Annotated in this window: 17 protein-coding genes; 13 read left to right on the top strand and 4 right to left on the bottom strand. The window is 70.9% G+C overall.

What is annotated here, in order from left to right:
- The first annotated feature begins 251 nt into the window (after nucleotides 1-251).
- The 9 genes from ACFFR3_RS29185 to ACFFR3_RS29145 all read left to right on the top strand — a co-directional run bounded on the left by ACFFR3_RS29185 (nucleotide 252) and on the right by ACFFR3_RS29145 (nucleotide 10,993).
- Nucleotides 252-623, top strand: coding sequence for a hypothetical protein (locus ACFFR3_RS29185; RefSeq protein WP_355418680.1), 372 nt, complete (start codon nucleotides 252-254; stop codon nucleotides 621-623).
- Entirely contained in the window at nucleotides 620-1,750 is a 1,131-nt protein-coding gene (locus ACFFR3_RS29180) for a GNAT family N-acetyltransferase (RefSeq protein WP_364370163.1), read from the top strand. The genes ACFFR3_RS29185 and ACFFR3_RS29180 overlap by 4 nt, the downstream gene beginning before the upstream one ends.
- Before the next feature lie 153 nt (nucleotides 1,751-1,903).
- Complete coding sequence (locus ACFFR3_RS29175) at nucleotides 1,904-2,737, top strand: glycosyltransferase family 2 protein (RefSeq protein ID WP_364370160.1); 834 nt, start codon at nucleotides 1,904-1,906, stop codon at nucleotides 2,735-2,737.
- Nucleotides 2,738-2,749: 12 nt separating this feature from the next.
- On the top strand, nucleotides 2,750-3,691 hold the full coding sequence (locus ACFFR3_RS29170; RefSeq protein WP_345388791.1) for a glycosyltransferase family 2 protein: 942 nt from the start codon (nucleotides 2,750-2,752) through the stop codon (nucleotides 3,689-3,691).
- Nucleotides 3,688-4,491, top strand: coding sequence for a polysaccharide deacetylase family protein (locus ACFFR3_RS29165; protein WP_364370157.1), 804 nt, complete (start codon nucleotides 3,688-3,690; stop codon nucleotides 4,489-4,491). Before ACFFR3_RS29170 ends, ACFFR3_RS29165 begins: the two co-directional genes overlap by 4 nt.
- Entirely contained in the window at nucleotides 4,484-5,800 is a 1,317-nt protein-coding gene (locus ACFFR3_RS29160) for a lipopolysaccharide biosynthesis protein (protein WP_345388795.1), read from the top strand. The genes ACFFR3_RS29165 and ACFFR3_RS29160 overlap by 8 nt, the downstream gene beginning before the upstream one ends.
- 86 nt (nucleotides 5,801-5,886) lie before the next feature.
- The gene (locus ACFFR3_RS29155) at nucleotides 5,887-8,745 is read left to right on the top strand and encodes a hypothetical protein (protein ID WP_379484178.1); all 2,859 of its coding nucleotides are present in this window, start codon (nucleotides 5,887-5,889) and stop codon (nucleotides 8,743-8,745) included.
- A gap of 84 nt (nucleotides 8,746-8,829) precedes the next feature.
- Nucleotides 8,830-9,714: an alpha/beta hydrolase gene (locus ACFFR3_RS29150; protein WP_379484177.1), complete on the top strand. Its 885-nt coding sequence runs from the start codon at nucleotides 8,830-8,832 to the stop codon at nucleotides 9,712-9,714.
- On the top strand, nucleotides 9,707-10,993 hold the full coding sequence (locus tag ACFFR3_RS29145) for an acyltransferase family protein (RefSeq protein WP_364370149.1): 1,287 nt from the start codon (nucleotides 9,707-9,709) through the stop codon (nucleotides 10,991-10,993). The genes ACFFR3_RS29150 and ACFFR3_RS29145 overlap by 8 nt, the downstream gene beginning before the upstream one ends.
- Here ACFFR3_RS29145 and ACFFR3_RS29140 read toward each other — a convergent pair.
- The 3 genes from ACFFR3_RS29140 to ACFFR3_RS29130 all read right to left on the bottom strand — a co-directional run bounded on the left by ACFFR3_RS29140 (nucleotide 10,965) and on the right by ACFFR3_RS29130 (nucleotide 14,316).
- The gene (locus ACFFR3_RS29140) at nucleotides 10,965-12,353 is read right to left on the bottom strand and encodes a GH39 family glycosyl hydrolase (RefSeq protein ID WP_364370146.1); all 1,389 of its coding nucleotides are present in this window, start codon (nucleotides 12,351-12,353) and stop codon (nucleotides 10,965-10,967) included. The genes ACFFR3_RS29145 and ACFFR3_RS29140 overlap by 29 nt on opposite strands.
- Before the next feature lie 142 nt (nucleotides 12,354-12,495).
- On the bottom strand, nucleotides 12,496-13,248 hold the full coding sequence (locus tag ACFFR3_RS29135) for an SDR family oxidoreductase (protein ID WP_345388809.1): 753 nt from the start codon (nucleotides 13,246-13,248) through the stop codon (nucleotides 12,496-12,498).
- Nucleotides 13,249-13,278: 30 nt separating this feature from the next.
- Nucleotides 13,279-14,316, bottom strand: a complete 1,038-nt coding sequence (locus ACFFR3_RS29130) for a phosphotransferase family protein (protein ID WP_345388811.1) — start codon at nucleotides 14,314-14,316, stop codon at nucleotides 13,279-13,281.
- Between the two features lie 277 nt (nucleotides 14,317-14,593).
- Between ACFFR3_RS29130 and ACFFR3_RS29125 the strand changes: the two genes are divergently transcribed.
- Nucleotides 14,594-15,553, top strand: coding sequence for a GNAT family N-acetyltransferase (locus ACFFR3_RS29125; RefSeq protein ID WP_345388813.1), 960 nt, complete (start codon nucleotides 14,594-14,596; stop codon nucleotides 15,551-15,553).
- Nucleotides 15,550-16,674 (top strand): DegT/DnrJ/EryC1/StrS family aminotransferase, encoded by a 1,125-nt coding sequence (locus ACFFR3_RS29120; RefSeq protein ID WP_345388815.1) that lies wholly within the window; start codon nucleotides 15,550-15,552, stop codon nucleotides 16,672-16,674. Before ACFFR3_RS29125 ends, ACFFR3_RS29120 begins: the two co-directional genes overlap by 4 nt.
- 57 nt (nucleotides 16,675-16,731) lie before the next feature.
- Here the strand turns inward: ACFFR3_RS29120 and pdxR are convergent, their stop codons facing one another.
- Entirely contained in the window at nucleotides 16,732-18,117 is a 1,386-nt protein-coding gene (gene pdxR / locus ACFFR3_RS29115) for a MocR-like pyridoxine biosynthesis transcription factor PdxR (protein WP_345388817.1), read from the bottom strand.
- Between the two features lie 71 nt (nucleotides 18,118-18,188).
- Between pdxR and ACFFR3_RS29110 the strand changes: the two genes are divergently transcribed.
- Both ACFFR3_RS29110 and ACFFR3_RS29105 read left to right on the top strand, forming a co-directional pair.
- On the top strand, nucleotides 18,189-18,827 hold the full coding sequence (locus ACFFR3_RS29110) for a pyridoxamine 5'-phosphate oxidase family protein (protein ID WP_345388819.1): 639 nt from the start codon (nucleotides 18,189-18,191) through the stop codon (nucleotides 18,825-18,827).
- 85 nt (nucleotides 18,828-18,912) lie between these two features.
- Nucleotides 18,913-21,336 carry a serine/threonine-protein kinase gene (locus tag ACFFR3_RS29105; RefSeq protein WP_379484176.1) on the top strand — a complete coding sequence of 808 codons (2,424 nt, stop codon included), beginning with the start codon at nucleotides 18,913-18,915 and terminating at the stop codon, nucleotides 21,334-21,336.
- Nucleotides 21,337-21,460 lie beyond the last annotated feature (124 nt).

Here is a 21,460-nt window from a genome sequence, read left to right as displayed (position 1 = left end):
TCGACAAACGGGTATAAATCGGACCCTGGCTCGAAGATCCTAGGCCACATAGGGCATTCTGGTGTGCTTGGGGACCGCTTCGGGGTGGGCGATCACTTGACCGTGTGCTGAAGGTCACACGAAAGACCCCGCCTGCCGGTAAACCGGCGCGCGTCGCCAAGCGTCGGCATTGACGTGTCCAGGCGCCGATTGGTCCCATGAATTGCGATCGTTCGGCGTCCTAACCAGCAAGGGCAGGAGAGAGACAGGAGATGCTCAAGCAGCACCGCAGAGCGCTGGCCTGGCTGGTCGCGCTCGCCTGCATCGCAGGAGCGGTCATCGCGCTGTTCGATATCGAGACACCGCTGCGCCCGTTCCTGATCTCCTTGTTCCTCCTGGTCGTGCCAGGAGCGGCAGTGGTGGGACTGTTGCGTGATCGTGACCCCCTTGCCGCACTCTCCGTGGGAGCAGCAGCGAGCCTTGTGCTCAACGTACTGCTCGCCCAGGCCATGCTGCTCTTCAACGCGTGGTCGCCCCGGGCCGGTGTCGCGACGGTCGCCGTGCTCGGTGGGTTCATGTACGTGCTTCGGGTGTTGTACCGGGGGAAGAGCATGCAGACCGAACAGGGGGCCAGGGCAAGGTGAACATCCAGGTAGTCCGGCCCAGAGAACTCGGCGACTCCGAGCGCGCGCGCTGGCGTGAGCTGCAGAAGGCCGATCCGAGTCTGGACAACCCGTTCCTGTCGGTCGAATTCGCCGTGGCGATGGATCGTCTGCGCGACTACGTGAGGGTGGCGGTCATCTCCGACGGAGGCCGCATCGTCGGGTTCTTCCCGTACGAGCGGCACAGCTTCGGCATCGGCAAACCCCTCGGCGGCTTCCTCACCACCTGCCACGGCCTGATCTCGGTCCCCGACCTCAAGCTCGACGCCAAGGCCCTGCTGCGGGCCTGCAAGCTCAGCGTGTTCGACTTCGACCACCTCGTGGCCGGGCAGCCGACGTTCACCGCGTACGAGGCCGACGTCAGGCCCGCGCCCGTGATGGACTTCACCGCCGGCTTCGACGCCTGGCTGGAGCAGGTCAAGTCCAACTCGCCCAAGAACCTCAAGACGGTCAGGTACAAGGAACGCAAGCTCGGCAGGGAGCACGGCGAGCTGCGCCTGGAGTGGGCCTCGCCCGACCCCGAGGTGCTGCGCACCCTGCTGGCGTGGAAGTCCGACCAGTATCGAAGAACCGGCCGGGTGGACAGATTCGCCCAGCCGTGGATCGTCGAGCTGACCGACATGATGCATGCCGAGAACTCATCGGACTTCGCGGGCGTGCTGACCATGCTTTATGCCGGTGACGTGCCGGTAGCCGGGCATTTCGGCCTCCGTACGGCGACCACGCTTGTAGGGTGGTTCCCCGCCTACGACACCGAGTTCGGCCGCTATTCGCCGGGCATCGTGCACCATCTCCAGATGGCCGAGGCCGCCGCGAACGCCGGCCTGCACATGGTGGACATGGGCAAGGGCGGCAAGGAGTACAAGGACTGGCTCAAGAGCGGCGTCCTGTACGTCGCCGAAGGCCGCATCTCACGGCCGTCGCCGTCGGCGGCGGTCCACTGGATGGGCCGAACTCCTTTCAACAAGGCCCGAACAATTGTCATGGACCGGCCGTCTCTCTATAGGGCGGCCGACCGAGTGCTCAAGGGCTTCGGTCGGGTGCGCACCTCGATGCAACATCAGGAGCCATCCAATGCGGTAAGTCAGGAACCAACGGGAGCACGTTAGACCGCTCCCGGGCAAGACCCCCCGGCACAGCACCAACACCCTCACTCCACTGGATCCACCGATGCATCATTCGCCGGTTTCACCGTTCCCGCAGCACCCGGGGAGGGTCCGTGCCCGGCGCGTGATGCGGGTCCCGGAAGGAATTCCCTCGCTATGAGTCCCGAGATAACCAAGCACAACGGCAAGGTCCACTCCGCACCCCTGCGGTCGATGCCTCCGCCCTCCAGCTTCACGCCGGTCACTCCGCACCTGGCCATCTCCCCGACGGTCAGCGTGGTCGTGCCGGCGATGAACGAAGCCGAGAACCTCCCTCATGTGTTCGCCACCATCCCCCAGTGGGTGGACGAGATCGTGCTCGTCGACGGCAATTCCGTCGACGACACCGTGGCCGTCGCCAAGCGGCTGCGGCCCAACGTCAAAGTGGTGACCCAGACGGGCAAGGGCAAGGGCGACGCCCTGGCCGCCGGTTTCGACGCGTGCACCAGCGACATCATCGTGATGATCGACGCCGACGGCTCCACCGACGGCCGCGAGATCATCAACTTCGTGGGCGCGCTGGTCACGGGCGCCGACTTCGTCAAGGGCTCGCGCTACGCGGCCGGCGGCGGCAGCGACGACCTGACGCTCAACCGCCGCCTCGGCAACAAGATCCTCACGGGGATCGTCAACGTGATGTACCGCACCCAGTACACCGACCTCTGCTATGGCTACAACGCGTTCTGGGCGCGCCACCTGGACGTGCTCGACCTCGACTGCGACGGCTTCGAGGTGGAGACCCTGATGAACGTGCGGGCCGCCAAGGCCGGGCTGAAGGTGCACGAGGTGCCGAGCCACGAGCGCAATCGCATCCACGGCGAGAGCAACCTGCACGTCGTACGGGACGGCTTCCGCGTGCTCAAGACCATCCTGAAGGAGTGGCGTCGCCAGCCCACTCCCCCTCAGCCTGAGCCCGCCGCCACTCCCGCCGCTGATCGAGGCGTCGCTTAAAAAAGGATCTCTGTGAACACGTCTGTTGTCATCTGCGTCTACACCGAGGAGCGGTGGGAGGACATCAGGCAGGCAGTCGAGTCGGTCGAGAACCAGACGCGCCCGGCACACGAGCTGATCCTGGTGGTCGATCACAACCCCGACCTGCATCTCAAGCTCAAGCGCGAGTACCCGCAGGCCATCGTGGTGGAGAACACGCACGAGCAGGGGTTGTCCGGTGGCAAGAACACCGGTGTGGCCACGGCCAACGGTGAGATCGTCGCGTTCCTCGACGACGACGCCGTCGCCGATCCCGGGTGGCTGGAGGCTTTGGAGGAGGGCTTCCAGGAACCCGGTGTCGTGGGCGTGGGCGGCCGCACCGACCCCTTGTGGGCGTCGGGGCGGCGGCCCTCGTGGTTCCCGTACGAGTTCGACTGGACGGTCGGCTGCACCTACCGCGGCATGCCCGCGGTCAGGGCGCCGATCCGCAACGTCATGGGCGGCAACGCCGCCTTCCTGCGCGACGCGGTGTCCGAGGTGGGCGGTTTCCACAGCGGCATCGGCCGCAGCGTGCAAGGACGCAAGTCGCGCCCGCTGGGGTGCGAGGAGACCGAGTTCTGCATCAGGCTCTCGCAGCGCAAGCCGGGCTCGGTCATGCTCTTCGAGCCGCGCGCGGTGATCGGGCACAAGGTGTCCACACAGCGTGAGAGGTTCTCGTACTTCAGGTCCAGGTGTTACGCGGAAGGGCTGTCGAAGGCGCTGGTGACCCGCGAGGTCGGCACCCAGGACGGGCTGTCGAGCGAGCGGGCGCACGCCATGAAGACGCTGCCGCTCGGCGCGCTGCGCGGGGTCGGCGAGGCCCTGCGCGGTGACCTGGGCGGGCTCGGCAGGGCCGCCGCCATCGTCATCGGGCTGGCCTGGACGACCTGGGGTTACGTCGTCGGTTCCGTACGGCTGAAAGTGGCACGATCATGACTCGAGTACCGATCCTGATGTACCACTCGGTCACCGACACGCCCAACGACGACACCAAGCCGCACGCCGTGCGGCCGTCCGACCTGGCCGAGCAGCTCGCCTACCTGAAGGAGAGCGGCTTCACCCCGCTCACCCTGGGCGATCTGGTGGCCGCGCTCAACAAGAACAACGGCCGCTCGATGCCGGACAAGCCGATCGTGGTGACGTTCGACGACGGGTACGCCGACTTCCACAGCCACGCACTGCCGCTGCTGGACCGCTACAACTTCCCGGCCACGGTCTTCCTGACCAGCGGCTGGGTCTCCGACGCGGGCAAGGAGGCCGCGGGCCGGCCCCTGGACGACATGCTGTCCTGGGGCCAGGCCCGCGAGGCCGCGCAGACCGGCATCGAGATCGGCGGCCACAGCCACAGCCATCCGCAGCTCGACCAGCTCCGCATCGAGGACCTGCGGCAGGAGCTGCGCAGGAACAAGGGCCTGCTGGAGGAGAAGATCGGCGCGCCGGTCGCCACCATGGCCTACCCGTACGGGTACTCCAGCGCCCGCGTACGCCGTGAAGTGCGCAAAGCCGGATACTTTGCTGCTTGCGCCGTGAGCAACACGATCGCCGCCGATCGTCACGACATGCTCGCCATCCCCCGGTTGACGGTCGGCAAGGGCACGACCATCAACATGTTCAAGCGCGCCGTCGAAGGCACCGCCGTACCTCTCATCTACCTGCGCGAGCGCATCCTCACCAAGGGGTACGCGGTCGTGCGCAGGACGAGGTACGGGCTGCAGCGGGTGCGCGGAAATGTCTAGGGTCTGGGCGAGGGTCGTCACCGATCTGCGCAACCCGTTGTTCCGGCAGGGCTACGCGCTGATGGCCAACACGGTCATCACCGGCGTGCTCGGCATGGGCTACTGGCTGCTCGCCGCCCACTTCTACACGCCTGAGGAGTTCGGCCGCGGCCAGGCGGTGATCACCGCGATGCGGCTGTTCGCCTCGCTGACGGCGCTGGGCTTCGTGGGCGCGCTGGCCCGCTTCCTGCCGATCGCCGGCCGCCGCACGCCCGAGCTGATCCTGCGCGGGTACGGCCTGGCCGCCGCCACCGGCGGGGTCGCCGCGGTCGGCTTCCTGCTGACGCTGCCCTTGTGGGGCAAGACGTACTCCGTGCTCGCCGGGTTCGGGCCCGGCCTGTTCTTCCTGGGGTCCGTGGTCGTGTGGGCGGTCTTCACGCTCCAGGACGTCGTGCTGACCGGGCTGCGCAGGGCTCCGTTCGTGCCGCTGAACAACCTGGTCTTCGGCCTGGTCAAGATGGGCCTGCTGGTGGCGCTCGCCGGGGCGCTGCCCTCCGGCGGGATCTTCGTCTCGTGGGTCATCCCGACCGCGCTGGCGCTGATCCCGGTGCAGTGGCTGATCTTCGGCGTGGTCGTACGCCGGCACGTCCGCGAGTCGGACCCCGTGAAGGAGCCGCCCAGGCTGCGCGAGGTCGGCCGCTTCCTGGCCGGTGACTTCCCCGGCACGCTGTCCATCCTGGCCATCGTCTACCTGGTGCCCGTGGTGGTGGCGACGCAGGTGGGCGAGGCCACGTTCGGCCGCTTCTCGATGGCGCACACGCTGGCCAGCATGATCGAGCTGCTGGCCATGAACATGGCGGTGTCGCTGACCGTCGAGGGCTCCTTCGACCGGGCGGCGCTGGCGGAGAACTGCCGGCGGGCGCTGCGGCGGGCGTTCATGATCGTGGTGCCGATCATCACGGTCGCGGTGCTGGGTGCGCCGCTGATCCTGCGGATCTTCGGCTCCGAGTTCGCCGAGGAGGGCACGTTGCTGCTGCGCCTGATGGCGCTGGCGGTGCTGCCCCGGGTGCTGATCGAGGTGTACCTGAGTGCGCTGCGCGCGCAGAGCCAGGCGCGGACGCTGGCGATCGTGCAGATCGGGCTCGCCGTGCTGGTGCTGGTGTCCACGCTGCTGCTCTTCCCGTACTTCGGGGTGAACGCGGTCGGGTACGGTCTGCTGGTCAGCGAGGTGCTCGTCGCACTTGTGATCTTTGGAAATCTCCGCAAGATTCTCAAAGTGGACGAAACTGGTCGGTCGCCTGTCACCCAGGGGTCGTCCGGGGCCGCATGATGGTCAACGTGAGGCAACGGGACGGCGATGGCAAGACCACGGGGACCAGCTCCCCGGACGTTCGTGGTGACAAGGAGGAGTCGGACGTGCCCTTCGATCCGGACGCTACGGGAGTCATCCCGAAGCTGACGTTCGAGCCCCCGTCCGGTGAGGGCCCGAACGCGGCCGAGGAGGCCCCGAAGGGCGCCGACGGCGAGGGCACCGAGACCGAGGGCACCGAGGAGAAGGGCTCCACGGACAAGGGCGCTGCGGACAAGGACGCTGCGGACAAGGGCGCTGCGGACGAGGGCGGCCCCGACGCGGAAACGACCACGGCGATCCGGCTCCCCCTCCCGCTGCCCGCCCCTGACACCCACACCACCGACACGAACCCGGCGGGCGTCAAACCCCCGGTCGTCGCGGAGCCTCCGAAGCCGCCGGCCTCCGACGCCGGCGAGGAGGTCGGGGGCACGCAGCCCATGAAGGTGCGGCCCGCCACGCCACCGAAGCCCGCCGACGCACCCAAACCCGCCGACGCGCCCAGCACGACGAGCGCCACGACCGAAGGCGCCCCTTCCGGCATGCCACCCGCCGGCGGGGCGGCCGCGCCGTCCGGCGGCGCGCCGGCCGCCTCCCAGGCGCCCGGTGGGGCGCGGAGCCTGGCGGACCTCGTGCAGCCGATGACCGTCCCCGGGCCGCCCGGTGGCGGGGTGGCGGTGCAGAGCCCGCCGGTGAGCAGCCCGCCGGTGAGCAGCCCGCCGCTCCCTCAGCAGGCGCCCTACGGCGGGCCCCAGCGGCAGCAGGCGCCCAAGAAGGGGATCGGGGCGCGGCTGGGGGCGCTGGTCGCCAGCGCGCCCAAGTGGCTGCCCGTCCTGCTGGTCCTTGAGGGCCTCGTCATGTACATCCTCGCGCTCAAGGTGCCCCCTGGGCCCTGGCGTGGGGTCGATCCCGCCGACATCGACGGGCTCGGACTGATCTCGGCGCTGCCGGCGACGGCGTTCATCGCCATCCTGATCATGATCGTGTCGTTCTTCGTCACGGTCTCCCAGAGCACCGACCGCAAGTTCCTGCTGCTGTTCCAGATCGCCGCCATCACGTTCGCCCTGCACGGCGCGGGCGCGCTGGTGGCCGACGAGCCGCGCTTCCCCACGGCGTACATCCATGCCGGTTTCGTGGAGTTCATCGGCAGGACCGGCGAGACCGCGATCAACATCGACGCCCGCATGGGCTGGCCGGGCTTCTTCGCGCTGTTCGCCTTCGTGACGAAGGCGGCCGGCATCAGCGACATGACGACGATCCTGCAGTGGACGCCGCTGCTGTCGAACCTGCTCTACCTGCTGCCGTTCGTGCTGATCCTGCGCCAGGTGGTGGCGACGACGCGGGCCAGGTGGTTCGCGGCGCTGCTGTTCGTGCTGGTGCAGTGGATCGGCCAGGACTACTTCTCCCCGCAGGGCTTCACGTTCGCCCTCTATCTGGCGTTCGTGGCGATCCTGCTGCGCTGGTTCGGCCGGGTGGAGCAGCGGACGAAGCCGGTGCCGCCCAAGGGCCTGCGCAAGTGGATCGGCAAGCTGGACGCGATGACGCCGGGCGAGCTGGCCAACACCGGCACGTTCCGCGCCGACAAGCTGCTGATGCTGATGCTGCTCGTCGCGCTGTTCCTGGCGTCGGTGGCCTCGCATCAGATCACGCCGTTCATGATGCTGGGCGTGGTGACGGCGTTCCTGCTGTTCAAGCGGACGACGCTGACGTGGGCGCTGCCGTTCTTCCTCGGCCTGATCGTGCTGGCCTGGATCAGCTACCTGACGGTCGGCTTCTGGGCCAGCCAGATCGACACGATCTTCGGCGGCCTCGGCAACATCCTGCAGAACCTGCGCAGCAACACCGGTGACCGCATCGAGGGCACGGACCCGGCGCACGCGATGGTGCTGCAGGCCCGTCTCGGCATCCTCGCGGTGATCCTGGCCTGCGCGGCGGCCGGGTTGTTGCGCCGGCTGCGGCGCGGGGTGTTCGACCGCTCCGCGCTGATCCTGCTCTGCGTGCCGGTGCTGGCACTCGGCCTGCAGAGCTACGGCGGCGAGATCGGGCTGCGCATCTACATGTTCGCGCTGCCGGGCGCGTGCCTGCTGGCCGCGTACGCGTTCTTCCCGAACCTGCCTGCCGACAGCGCGGACGTGCGCGAGGAGACGGTGCCGCTGCGCAAGCGCAACGTGCGCTTCAACCCGCAGCTCACCAAGCGGATCTCGCTGGTGCTCGCGGCGTGCTTCGCGGTGGTGTTCGCGATGGCGTTCCTGCTGGCGAGGTACGGCAACGAGAAGTTCGAGCGGGTCACCACCGGCGAGGTGGCGGCGCTGCACTACGTCTACGACCACGACAAGCCGAGCGCCCGCGTGCTCTACCTGGTGCCGAAGGAGGGCCCCGAGGTCACGCCGACGCTGCCGTGGGGCGAGCGGGACATCGAGCGGGTGAGCTTCTCCGAGCAGGCGCTGGTGTTCAAGGACCCGTCCAAGATCGAGAACGCGGTGGCGAAGCTCAAGAGCGCGCCGCGTAACTCGTACCTGATGGTGAGCCGGGGCCAGGTGAGCTACCTGCAGCTCAACGAGGGCTTCCCGGCCGACTGGGGCGAACGGTTCCGCGCGGCCCTGGACAAGTCACCCGACGTCAAGCGGGTCTACGCCAACCAGGACGCGGCGCTTTACACGTGGAAGAAGTTCGTCAGAGGCACCGAGATCCCGGAGCCGAACCCGTACGAGGGCAGGGGCGACCCGACCTCGCCGTGGACGCCGGTGGGCATCGCCGCGCTGGCGGTGACGTGGGTGGCGCTCTTCAGCTACGAGATCATCCGCCTCAACGGCCCCAACCGGGCGCCGCGGGCCCGCAAACGCCTGTTGTTCCTGGCCGTGCCGGCGTTCGCGGTCGCGCTGGCGGTGATCGTGGAGAGATTCCTCTACATCGCGGCGAACAACTGAGCGGCGTAGTACCTGAGGGGTACGTTCCTGGTCCACTCCGTGGCGTGACGACGATGACGGGGGGCGCTTCGTAGCTTCGGCTGCATGCGCTTCCCGTTTCGCCGCAGCCTGCTCATCGCGTCTCTAACGGTCTCCTTAGCGGCTCCGCTGTCCAGTGCCGAGGTTCCCGCTCCCGAGCCCGTCCAGCCGCCTTCAGGGCTGTCCGAGGCCCGTTACGCCGCCGTCCGGCAGGGCATCCTGGCGGCCGAGCGGATGGCGGCCGGGCACGGGCATCGGCGCCGTGCGGAGGTGCTGCGGGCGATGGCCGATCCCGCGCGGCGGTTCCTGTTCTTCGACGGGCGGGACGGCGGCAGGGCGGCGGAGGTGTTCGGCGATCCGGCAACGGCCGAGCGGGTCGCGGTGCTGGTGCCGGGCTCCGACACGAGCCTCGACCGGTACGGGCGGCTGCGTTCCGGTGCCTCTGCCCTGCGCGAGGAGCTGGGCGGGCGGGCGGCGGTGGTCGCGTGGCTGGGGTATCGGACGCCCGGCACGTACGAGGCCGCTCTGCTCACCCCCGACCGGGCCGACGCGGCGGCGCCCGCGCTGCGGGCCCTGGTGGACGAGCTGGGGCCGGCCCGGGTGTCGCTGCTGTGCCACTCGTACGGCGCCGTGGTCTGCGGGCGGGCCGCTCCTGATCTGGACGGGGTGGCGAGCATCGTCCTGTTCGGCGCTCCCGGCACCGGCACCACCGGCCCGCTGGGCACCCAGGCCCCGGTGTGGGCGGCCAGGGCCGGCGGCGACTGGATCGCCCGCGTGCCGCACGCCCGGTTCGACCTGCCGTTCGTCACGCTGGGCCTGGGACTCGACCCGGTCGATCCGGCGGCCGGGACGCGCGTCTTCCCCGCCGGGGACGGCGGGCACAGCGACTACCTGCGGCCCGGCTCCCCGGCGTTGCGTACCATCGCGCGGATCGTCTCCGGCGATGCGTGAGCTCCTCGAGCGCGTCGAGCGCGCCACCCCGGCGGGGCGGGACCGGGCCGTGGACGGGTTGCGCGCGCTCGCCATCGGCGGCGTGGTGCTCGGCCACTGGCTGGTGACGGCCCTGGTCGCCGACTCCGGCACGCTGCGCGGTGCGAGCCCGCTGAGCGCGCTGCCGCAGCTGGCCCCGGCGTCCTGGCTGTTCCAGACCTTGTCGGTGTTCTTCCTGGTGGGCGGGCTGGTCGCGGCGCGCGGCTGGGCCCGCTCCACCGAGCGCTACCGCGTGTGGCTCGGCCGGCGGCTGGCGCGCCTGTTCGGACCGGTCGTCACCGTGGTCGCCGTGTGGACGGTGGCCGCCGTGACCATGCTGGCCTCCGGGGTCTCCCTGGACGTCGTGCTCGCCCTGGCCAGGCTGGTCTGGTCGCCGCTGTGGTTCCTGCTGGTCTTCGCGGCACTCACGGCCCTGACCCCCCTGGCCACCAAGTCAGTCTCACTCAGGACCGCGACAGCACCGCCCAGGCAATCCCCCGCTCCCACCACGACAGCACCGACCCAACCGGCCCTCGCCCCGACCGCGACGGCGCCGACCCGGCAGATCCCCACCCCGACCACAACGGCACCGACCCAGCAGGCCCCCGCCCCCACCACGTCGGCATCGGTCCGGCGGGCCCCTGCCGTGACCGTGGCGGTGCTGGTGGTCGTGGTCGCGCTGGTCGATGTGGGCCGGTTCTGGGCGGGTGGGCCTGGGTGGCTGGGGTGGGTGAATGTGGTGGCGGGGTGGTTGGTGCCGTACTGCCTCGGGGTGTCCTGGGCGGGTGGGATGCCGTCCCGGCGTACGGGGTGGGGCCTGCTGCTGGGCGGCGGCGCAGCCACCGTCGCGCTCGTGCTCGCAGCCGGTTATCCGGCCTCGATGGTGGGTGTGCCGGGGGCGGCGGTGTCCAACCTCGATCCGCCCACGCCGGCCGTCGTCATGTTCGGGCTGGCGCAGTGCGGGGCGGCGCGGCTGCTGGCCGATCCGTTACGCCGGGCGCTGCGCCGCCCCCTGGCCTGGGCCGCCGTCGCCCTGGTGAACGTGCACGCGATCACGATCTTCCTGTGGCACCAGACCGCGATGATCGCCGTGACGGCGCTCGGCCTGCTGACCGGCCGGGTGCTGCCCGGCCTGCACACCGCCCCTGAGTCGGCGGCCTGGGTGGCGGCCAGGCTGACCTGGCTGCCGGCGTTCGGGGCGGTGCTGGTGGCGTGCTGCGCGCTGGCGGGGGTCAGGCGCCGCCGCGCCCCGACCACTTGATCTCGTACGGCCGCAGGCTGACCTGACGCCCGTCCACGGTGGCCGTGACGCTCCGGTCGCTGGTGTTGACCATGACGAGCTGCTGCTCCTGCCCGATCGCCTTGACCTTCGGGTCGGACGAGCTCACCTCCTCGGCCTTCACCCCGGCGGGGAACCATCGGGTGAAGCCGCTGAGCAGCCCCGCCATCGGCATCTCACCGCCGACCTTGGGCGCCCAGAGGCAGCCGGGGCACTCGCCCTCGCCGTCCTGCTGGGGGTTCCAGTAGAGGGCGGTGGTGACGCCGCTCTTGACGAACTCCATCAGCGCGCTCGCCTGCACGGCCGTGCGCTTGTCCTCGCTCCATCCGGAGTTCTCCGGCTCGACGTACCACTCGGCCCACCACACCGGCTTGTCGCCGCTCTTCTGCCGCAGCCAGGTGGTGATCGCGCTGAACTTGGCCTGCGCGCTGAAGTCGTCGGGCACGTTGCCCTTGTCGCTGGTCATGGAGGCGCCGTCGACCACGATGAAGTCGGCGCCCTTGTTGTGCTCGATCCAGTATTCGATGGCGTCGAGCGCCCGCTGGTCGACGGTGCCCCAGGGCCCGGTCAGCTCCGACGGCCCGGTGCCCGACAGGGTGCCGATCGGCACGTAGGGCCCGCCGACCTTGATCTGGGGATCGACCTTCTTCAGCGCGTCGTAGACCTTGTTGTACAGCTCGGTGTAGCCCTCGGCGTCCCAGCGGTTGGTGTCGGCGTTCCAGAAGCCCTTGAACTCGTTCCAGACCATGTAGTGCTTGACCGTCGGGTACTGCTTCGCCACCCGCGCGGCGAGCTTGGCGAAGTCGTCGAAGTGCTCCTTCTTGGGCGCGACCGTGTGGTTCTTGCTCCAGTCGGTGCGGCCGGCCTGCCCGCCCTTCATCCAGTCGGGGGCGCAGCACAGCGTGATGACCGGCATCGCTCGCGAGGACGCCATGAACGTCAGCCGCCGGTCGAGGTCGCGGAAGTTGAACTGCCCGGGGCTCGGCTCGGGGTTGCCCACGCCCCAGCCCATGATGTGCTGGTTCTGCAGCATGGGGACCCGGCCGAGCACGCCTCTCGCCTGCTCGGCGACGTGCTCCGGCTCGTTGTCGGCGCTGAACTGGGTGTGGGTGATGCCCCAGCGCGGCCACTTGTCGAACGCGGGCGGCGCTTCCAGCGTGGGGGCGGGCTGGGTGGGCACGGACGTGGCGACGTCGCTGCCCTTGAACTCGGTGCGGGCCTGAGTGCGGATGGCGGCGTAGATCATGATGCCCGCCACCAGCACGACCGCGAGCGCGCCCGCCCCGATCGCGATCGGCCACGGCGATCGCCTGCGCGCGTGTCGGCCCTCGGTCGGAATCACTGAACGCTCCTCATCCTCACGAGATGTTAGGGGGAACAACGAACCTACAAGGTCCGGAAAGTGACGAGGGCCGGGCTGCGTGCCCGGCCCTCCTCACGGTAGTGGTCCCGCTTGCGAGGCGCTTGCCGTTGATCTGGACTCGTCAGCCGACGTTCGGCGGGCGCTGCCCGGTGACGGGTCCCGGCACGCCGGCGTACCGGTACGGCACGGGCTGCCGCCCCGGCTGCACGACGAGGAGGGTGCCTGGGATGTCGGTGTAGAAGGCGCTCTCGACGGCGGCGGCGACGTCGTCGGCCGTGAGCAGGGGGAAGCCGGCGTTGGCGAACAGCTCGCGGGTTTCGGCCACGAGCGGCGTGTCGGTGAAGCCTGGGCAGACCGCGCCGATGCGGACGTTCTGGGCGGCCAGCGGCTCGGCCAGCGCCCTGACCAGGCCCACCACCGCGTGCTTGGTCATCGTGTAGACGGGGTCGCCGGCGAAGCCCACGAGCCCGGCCAGCGAGGCGGTGGCCACGATGGCGCCGCCGCCCGAGCGTACGAGCAGCGGCACACTGGCCCGCACGCCGAACACCACGCCGTCCACGTTGACCCCGACCACCTTGCGGTAGCGCTCGGCGTCGAAGTCCGCGAAGTCCACTTTGCCGGCGATGCCGGCGTTGAGGTGCACGAGGTCGAGCCGGCCGTAGCGGCGCTCGGCCAGCGCGACGGCCTCAAGCGACGCCTCCTCCTGGCTGACGTCGGCGGCCAGCCAGGCTCCGTCGACCTCCTTGGCCAGCCGCTCCACGCCCTCGGCGTCGAGGTCGACCAGGACGCAGCGGGCGCCGCCCGACGCCAGGCGCCGCGCGACGGCGGCCCCGATGCCGCTCGCCGCTCCGGTGATGAGTGCAACAGTGCTCATGACGCTCCTTGCCTGGGGGGTTCGAGGCGTTCAGTGCTGGTCGAGCATGCGATGGGCGCGCGAGATCAACGTGGGCACGGCCGCGCCGATGCGGTCGAAGCCCTCTCCCACGGTCTTACCCTGACGGAAGCGCGCGTGGATACCCTCCACGATGACGGCGAGCTTGAAGTTGCCGAACGCCACATAGAACCCCAGGTCGGATATCTCGCGACCCGACACCTTGGCGTAGTGGGCGGCGAACTCCGCCGCGTTCATGAATCCTGGCGCCACCGTCACGTCACCGGCCACGGGGATGCGCGCCCGCTCCTCGTCGTCCCTGTCATGCCAGTACGTCAGCGTCAGCCCCAGATCGGCCAGCGGGTCACCGAGCGTGGACATCTCCCAGTCGACCACCGCCGCGATCTCCAGGTCGCCGAGCCGCAGCAGCGTGTTGTCCAGCCGGTAGTCGCCGTGGACCAGCGTGCCGGGCGCCTCGGCGGGCAGCCGCGCGCGCAGCCGCTCGACCAGGCGGTGGTAGTCGGGCAGGTCGGCCGTCTTCGAGCGCTCCCACTGCTGGCTCCAGCGGTCGAGCTGCCTGGCCATGTAGCCCTCCGGCCGGCCGAAGTCGCCGAGGCCGACCTCCCTGTAGTCGACGGCGTGGATGGCGGCGAGCACCTCGGCCAGCCGCTCCGACAGCCGCTGGACGCGCTCGGGCGCCGGGTCGCCGAGCTCGTCGCGGGTGCGTACGGCGGCGCCCTCGACGTACCCCATGAGGTAGAACGGCGCCCCGATCACGTCCTCGTCGGCGCAGAACGCGACCGGCTCCGGCACCGGGACGGGCGTCGGCGCGAGCGCCGAGATGACCCGCCACTCGCGGCGCATGTCGTGGGCGGTGGGGAGCACGTGACCGAGGGGCGGCCGGCGCAGCACCAGCCGTCGTCCCGGGGCCTCGACGAGGTAGGTGAGATTGGACCTGCCGCCCGAGATGAGCGAGACGGAGCCGGGCTCGCCGGCGTCGGGCACGTTCTGGCCCATCCAGGCGACCAGACGGGGGTGGTCGATGCCGGGCACGGTCCCAGATTCGGTCATGAACACACATTAGAACGTCACTCGGTCCTGAGCGCTAGCTGGGAATCTTGTAACGTTCCGGAGCTGCGGCGACCGCAGGGGGCGAGATCCTTTACTCTGGGTAATACACCCCTGGCCACATGCTGGACAGAGTGCATGCCGACAGTAGGAGCTCATGCGCGTCACCCTTGCCCTGCCTCGTGAACTGGGTCAGCCGGAAGTGACCCGATGGCGTGCCCTGCAGGAAGCGGACACCGCCTTCGACAACCCCTTCCTATCCCCAGAATTCACCCTCATCGTGGGCGAACTCCGAGACGTCGTACGTGTCGCCGTCATTTACGACGGTCCGGAAATAGTGGGATTCTTCCCCTTCGAACGGCATCCGCTCGGCATCGGGAAACCCGTGGCCGCCGGCCTCACCGACGCCCAGGGCCTGGTCCACGCGAAAGACGTCGAGATCGACCCGATGCGGCTGATCAAGGAGTGCGGGCTCTCGGTCTACGAGTTCGACCACCTGGTCGGCGGGCAGCCGCTGCTCAACGCGCGCGCCGAGCGGCACCCCTCGCCGATCATCGACCTGCGCGAGGGCTGGGAGCCCTACACCGAGACGCTGAAGAAGCAGTCCGGCAAGACCTACAAGTCCACCCTGGCCAAGTCGCGCAAGCTGCAGCGCGAGATGGGCACGCTGCGTCACGACTACGCGACCAGCGACCTCGCGCCGCTGCGCACGCTGCTGAACTGGAAGACCGACCAATACCGGCGCACCGGGCGCACCGACAGGTTCGCCCACAAGTGGATCGTCGAGCTGGTCGAGCGGCTGCTGGCCACCCGCACCGAGACGTTCGCCGGGGTGCTCGACATGGTCTACGTCGACGACCGGCCGGTGGCGGGCCACTTCGGGGTGCGCACCCGCACCACGCTGGCCGGCTGGTTCCCCGCCTACGACACCGCGTTCGCGAAATACTCCCCCGGGCTCATCCACCACCTGGCGATGGCCGAGCGCGCCGCCGCCGACGGCATCCAGATCATCGACATGGGGCGGGGCCAGAAGGAGTACAAGGACAAGCTCAAGAACGGCCAGCTTGAGGTGGCCGAGGGCCGGGTGGCCAGGGCCGGCGTGGCGGCGGGCGTCCACTGGATGATGCGGGTGCCGGTGCGCAAGACCAGAGCCACGGTGATGGCCAATCCGGTGTTGCTCAAGACCGCCGACAAAGCATTGAAAACGTACGGGAGACTGCGTACTGTCCTACAAGGGTGAAACGCATCGCAGAGCGTACAGACCGTCACTGTCTGTCGCTTCCGTCCAACCGGCTGGGGCTCTACCTCGCGCTGCGTCACTGGTGCACCCCCGGCCAGCGGCTGCTGATGTCACCCATCTCGGCGGACGAGATCCTCTTCCTCGTGCTGGCGGCCGGCCTGCTCCCGGTGATCGCACCGCTGTCACCCCGTGACGGCAACATCGACACCTCGCGCGTCGACCTCGCCGGCGTGGACGCGGTGCTGACCACCAACCTGTACGGCCTGCCCGACGACGTCCCCGCCTTCGCCGGGAAGATCCTCATCGAGGACGTCGCCCACGCCATGGAGACCGACCTCGGGGGCCGCCCGCTCGGCACGTTCGGGCAGGCCGGGGTCTTCAGTCTGTCTAAGCATCCGTCCGCCGGCTCGGGCGGCGTGCTGGCCGTCGAGCACGAGTCCGACCTCAAGGCGCTCACCCGCGCCCGCGACGCGCTGCTCGTCCCCGGCTCGCTGCGCGCCGACATGCTGAGCGTGGCCACCTCCATGGCCCGCCAGGCGGCGCTCAAGCTCGACCTCGTACGCCCCGCGCTCGCGCTCGCCCGCCGCCTCGGCCTGATGGAGCCGCGCGACGGCTACCGCATCCCGCTCGCCGCCGACCGGCTCAAGGAGGCGCTCAAGCAGGTGCCGGTGCTGCCGCCCTTCGACCCGTGGGTCCGCGCCGACCTGCACCACTACCGGGCGCGCAGGAGCCGCCTGGTGCGCTGGTACCAGGCCAGGCGGGTGGCGCGGGTGCCGCGCGACCGCGCGCGCCGGCTGGCGGGCGTGCAGCGCCTGGCCGAGCTGCCCACCGTCGCGCCCGCCGTGCTCGACGACCTGTCCAGGCCCTTGTTCCGGGTGCCGCTGCTGGTGCGCGACCGCGACGCGGCGATCGCCGAGCTGGAGCGGGGCGGGGTCTCGACCGGCTACCTGTACGACCCGCCGTACGACGACTACGCCCCCGGCTTCACCGACCCCTCGCCCGACCCGCTGCCCGCGCGCTGGTGGGCCCGTCACGTGCTGCCCGTCGACCCGATGTACACCTTCCGCTCACTGCCCGTCCTCAGCCGGCTGGAGCCGCCGGAGCGCGGCCCGCACGGCTGACCTGCTCAACCGACCGGCTCAACCGACCGGCTCAACCGACCGGCTCAACTGACCGGCTCAACCGGCGTCGCGGATCAGCTCGGCGATGATCCGGCAGCCGCGCCGCACGTCGGCCAGGGACGCGGAGCCGTACCCGATGACCAGGCCGTGCAGGCGGGGCTCCGCGTGGTGGTGGCGGAGGGTGGAGTCGAGCAGCACCCCGCGCCGCGCCGCCCGCTCGATCACCACGGGCACCAGGTCGGGCGGCAGCTCGGCGAGCACGTGCAGCCCCGCCGTGTCGCCGCGCAGCCGGCAGAGCGGGCCGAGCAGCTCCACCACCGCGGCCCGGCGGCGGGCGTACTCCAGGCGCATCCTGCGCAGGTGGCGGTCGAGGTCGCCGCGCTCGATCAGGGTCGCCACCGCCTGCTGGACGGGGCCGCTGGTGCGGTCGGCCACCGCCACGCGCAGCGCGGCCACCTCGGCGACCAGCTCAGGGGTGCCGACCAGCCAGCCCACCCCGACGTCGGGGGCCAGCGTCTTCGACAGCGTGCCGAGCAGCACGACGCGGGCCGGGTCGAGGCCGTAGAGCGCGGGCAGCGGGGCCACGTCGTAGCGGAACTCGGCGTCGTAGTCGTCCTCGACGATCGTCGCGCCCGTGCGCCTCGCCCAGGCGAGCAGCCGCTCCCTGCGCGGGATCGGCAGGCGGCCGCCCAGCGGATACTGATGCGCCGGGGTGGTGTAGAGCAGGCGCAGGTCCGTGGGCAGGCGATCGACGATCACGCCGTCCTCGTCCACCCGGCACGGCACCACCTCGGCGCCCCTGGAGCCGAAGATCACCCGAGCCGCCGGGTAGCCGGGGTCCTCCACGCCGGCCTTCGTGCCGGGCTCCAGGAGGATGCGCGCGACCAGGTCGAGTCCGTTGCCGGTGCCCCTGGTGACCAGGACGTTCTCCGGGCCGACGACCATGCCTCTGGCCCGCCTGAGGTGCTCGGCGAGCAGCTCGCGCAGGCGCGGCAGGCCGTACGGGTCGGGCGAGGCGCTCGGCGGCAGGTCGGCGGCCTTGCGCCAGGCGCGCTTCCACGCGGCCCGGTCGTAGTCGCGCACCCAGGGGCTGCCGGGCGTGAGGTCGATCGCGCCGTCCGGGGCCGGCGGCGCGGCCGGCGCGCGGGGACGCTCGACCGGTCCCGCCTCCTGCGGGACTCCAGGGGTGAGGTCGGCCACGAAGGTGCCGGAGCCGTGCCGGCCGTCCAGCCAGCCCTCCGCGTAGAGCTGCTGGTACGCCTCCGTCACCACCGTCCTGCTCACCCCGAGCTGCACGGCCAGCGCCCGGGTGGACGGCAGCCGCTCACCGGGCGCGAGCGCGCCGTCCAGCATGGCCCGGCGCAGCCGCCCGGCGAGCTGGGCGGTCAGCGGCTCGGCCGACGTGCGGGAGAGGGAGAGCGGCAGGTCAACGGGCGTACGCATGGAAGTGGTCTCTACAAAGGCGGCGATAGTGGCCCTACAGCGTAGGTCCACTTCGTGGCTACGGTCGAATCATGCTCTCCACCACTCCGCGGACCACGCTCGGACGCTCCAAGGAGCGCGGCAGCACCGACAGGAACGACCTGTACGAGGTGCTCGACACCGGCCTGATCTGCCACCTCGGCGTGATCGTGAACGGCCACCCGATGGTGGTCCCCACCGGCTACGGCCGCATCGGCGACACCCTCTACCTGCACGGCTCCACCGGCGCGGCCTCGCTGCGGGCCGGCGAGGGCGGAGAGGTCTGCGTCACGGTCACCCACCTCGACGGCATCGTGCTGGCCCGCTCGATCTTCCACCACTCGGTCAACTACCGCTCGGCGATCATCTACGGCCGGGCCAGGCCGGTGACGGACCCCGACGAGCGCATGGAGGGCCTGCGCGCCCTGTCGGAGCGGCTCGCGCCCGGCCAGTGGGACTACGTCCGCCGCCCCTCGCGCAAGGAGCTGGCCGCGACCGCCGTCCTCGCGCTGTCGCTGGAGGAGGCGTCGGTGAAGATGCGCAGCGGCGGGCCGAAGGACGAGGAGGAGGACTACGCGCTGCCGGTGTGGGCCGGCGTTCTGCCGCTGGTCACCTCGTGGGGCGAACCCGAGCCGGATTCGGTGCTCCCAGAAGGTATCGCCACGCCTGTTCACATCCTCCACCGGGAGTAGTTCCATAATTCCGGAACCACCTGGCAAACCAGACCCCTTGATCACACGTCTCATCAGGTGGGCCGGCTCCTGATGGGAGAGGCATATGGAGTGGAGCGCTCCCGGTTATACAGAGGTCAAGCAGCTCGGGGCGGGTGCCAGCGGGCGCGTCGCGCTGGCCGTGCACGACGACACCGGGCTCGAAGTAGCGATCAAATATCTGTCCCACAACCTGCTGCGCGATCCCGCGGCGCTGGCCAGGTTCCAGTCCGAGGCGCGGCTGCTCACCACGCTGCGCGATCCCCACATCGCCACGATGTGGGAGTACATCCAGGACGCCGGCGGCGCCGCCATCGTCATGGAGCTCGTCAACGGCGTCTCCTTACGCGCCCTGTTACGCGAGAACGGCACCACCGAGCCTGAGGCGGCGCTGGTCGTGCTGAAGGGCTCGCTGCTCGGCCTGGCCAAGGCGCACGCGCTGGGGCTCGTGCACCGGGACTACAAGCCGGAGAACGTGATCGTCCGCGACGACGGCGTCAGCAAGCTCGTCGACTTCGGCATCGCGGTCCGCCAGGGCAGCGCGACCAGGGCGGAGGGGACGCCGCCGTACATGGCGCCCGAGCTGTGGGAGAACGGGCCCGCCTCGCCCGCCACCGACGTGTACGCCGCCACCGCCGTCTTCTTCGAGTGCCTGACCGGGCACCGCCCCTACCGCTCGACCGAGCCGAGCGTCCTCGGCTACCAGCACCTCCACGCCCCCGTGCCCTTCCACGACGCGCCCGAGCCGGTGCGCGAGCTGGTCAGGCGCGGGCTGGCCAAGGACCCGGCGCGGCGGCCGGGCAGCGCCCTGGAGTTCGTGGCCGAGCTGGAGTCCACGGCGCGGGCGGCGTACGGGGAGGACTGGGAGGAGCGCGGCAGACGGCGGCTGGCCGCGCTCGTGGCCCTGCTCGCGCTGCTGCTGCCCAGGCCGCAGGCGTCCACCCCCGAGGTGACGACCTCGCTGGCGCGGACCGTCTTCCGCGGCATGCGGTCGAACGCGCGGCGGCTGACGATGGGCGGCGCGATCGCCGCCGCGGCGGCCGTGGCCGTGGTGGTCGTGCTCATCAACCGGCAGCCGCCGGTCGAAGAGGCGGCGGGGGCGGCGGCGGTCGTACCGCCGAGTGAGATCGCGACGCAGCCCGCCACCGGGCCGCCCGCGACACCCGCCGAGACCGAACCGACGCCTGGGCTGTCGGCTGGGCCGACGACCGGGCCGACGACTGGGCCGACACCTGAGCCGTCCGGCCCGGAGCCCGAGGCGACGCCGCAGGTCGTGCCGCAGGGCTCGCCTGAGGCCGGCGAGCCGGAACGGGCCAGGCCCACGCGGAGCGCCCGCGTCCCAGGACCGGACGACGCGCGGCCCGAGCGCCCGTCGTCCTCCGCCCCCACCGGCACCGAGACGACCGAGCCCACCGTCACACCCACCCCCACTCCTACGCCCACCCCGACTCCGACCCCGACTCCGACCCCGACCCCGACGGAGACCGGCGAGCCCGTCACCTCCGTGCAGGCCGTGTCGCTCGGCCGGATCACGGTCGGCTCGGACGGCGTCGCCCGCAGCACGCTCTCGCTCCGCACCAGCGGCGAGGGCCGCGTCACCGCCACCGCCGCCTGGACGGCCGCCGGCGAGGACGGCCGGACCCAGCGCGTCAGGCTCAGCGGCGCGCGCACCTACACCCGCACGCTGACCTGGTCGATGGGCGAGCGCCCGTGCGGTAAGAGGGTCTCCCTGGCCGTCACCACCTCGCCCGCCGCACCCGGAGGCCCCGCGACGGCGACGGTGTCCGTGCCGCCCTGCCCGACCCGGGTGACCGCGCTGAACGTCGCGCTCAACCTGCCCGCCGCGCCCGCGCGCACCGCCACGGCCCGGGTCAGGGTCACCGCGAGCGGCACGGGCGTGATCCCGGTGCGGGCCAGGTTCGCGGTGAACGGGGAGTCGATGGGGACGCGGACCGCGCGGTTGTCGGGACGCACGTCCTACGCCGAGTCGTTCGCCCTCGCCCTGCGCTCCCGTCCCTGCGGGTCCACGCTGTCGGTCCAGGTGAGCGCGGGCGGCAGGACCGACACCGCCCGCGTCGCGGTGCCCTGTCCCCCGCAGGTGCGCAGGGTGGCCATCGTGGCGGCCGGCGCGGACGGCGGCCTGCGCGCGCAGGTCAGGGTGACCACCGCGAACACCCGGCCGGTACGGCTGACGGTCAGGTTCGCGGCCGGTGAGGGCGGCGGCGCGCAGACGGTCACGCTGTCGGGCGCGACCTCCTACAGCCGGTCCTTCAGCCATCCGGCCAAGCTGCCCTGCGGCACGCGCTGGTCGATCACGGCCGTCACCGCTCCGGCGGCGGCGGGCGGCGCGGCCACCCGTAGCGGCAGCACACCGCCCTGCCCCAGGGAGGAGGAGCCCGAGCCGCAGTCCTCCCCCGTACCGCAGGACAGCCCGTCCAAGGAGCAGCCGCCGGCCGAGCGGACCCCGTCAGAGGAGGCCCGTCCCAGGTGAACCCGGTCGCGGGCGGCTGCGTGAGCGCCGCCGCCCACCGCGCGCGATCCGGCGGTCAAGGCATGATCAAGTGATATTTCTCCGCATGTCTGGATTTAGGTAGCGGGATAGTGCTCGCTTCTGG

The sequence above is a fragment of the Nonomuraea salmonea genome (genome assembly GCF_042428605.1).
Lineage (GTDB): Bacteria > Actinomycetota > Actinomycetes > Streptosporangiales > Streptosporangiaceae > Nonomuraea > Nonomuraea salmonea.
The sequence above is the reverse complement of the archived record's forward strand: the minus strand, read 5'-3'. Positions and strand labels throughout refer to the sequence as shown.

Coding starts and splice junctions, on each gene's coding strand:
- ACFFR3_RS29185 (WP_355418680.1), top strand. CDS start 252: ATGCTCAAGCAGCACCGCAGAGCGCTGGCCTGGCTGGTCGCGCTCGCC.
- ACFFR3_RS29175 (WP_364370160.1), top strand. CDS start 1,904: ATGAGTCCCGAGATAACCAAGCACAACGGCAAGGTCCACTCCGCACCC.
- ACFFR3_RS29165 (WP_364370157.1), top strand. CDS start 3,688: ATGACTCGAGTACCGATCCTGATGTACCACTCGGTCACCGACACGCCC.
- ACFFR3_RS29160 (WP_345388795.1), top strand. CDS start 4,484: ATGTCTAGGGTCTGGGCGAGGGTCGTCACCGATCTGCGCAACCCGTTG.
- ACFFR3_RS29150 (WP_379484177.1), top strand. CDS start 8,830: ATGCGCTTCCCGTTTCGCCGCAGCCTGCTCATCGCGTCTCTAACGGTC.
- ACFFR3_RS29145 (WP_364370149.1), top strand. CDS start 9,707: ATGCGTGAGCTCCTCGAGCGCGTCGAGCGCGCCACCCCGGCGGGGCGG.
- ACFFR3_RS29135 (WP_345388809.1), bottom strand. CDS start 13,248: ATGAGCACTGTTGCACTCATCACCGGAGCGGCGAGCGGCATCGGGGCC.
- ACFFR3_RS29130 (WP_345388811.1), bottom strand. CDS start 14,316: ATGACCGAATCTGGGACCGTGCCCGGCATCGACCACCCCCGTCTGGTC.
- pdxR (WP_345388817.1), bottom strand. CDS start 18,117: ATGCGTACGCCCGTTGACCTGCCGCTCTCCCTCTCCCGCACGTCGGCC.
- ACFFR3_RS29110 (WP_345388819.1), top strand. CDS start 18,189: ATGCTCTCCACCACTCCGCGGACCACGCTCGGACGCTCCAAGGAGCGC.
- ACFFR3_RS29105 (WP_379484176.1), top strand. CDS start 18,913: ATGGAGTGGAGCGCTCCCGGTTATACAGAGGTCAAGCAGCTCGGGGCG.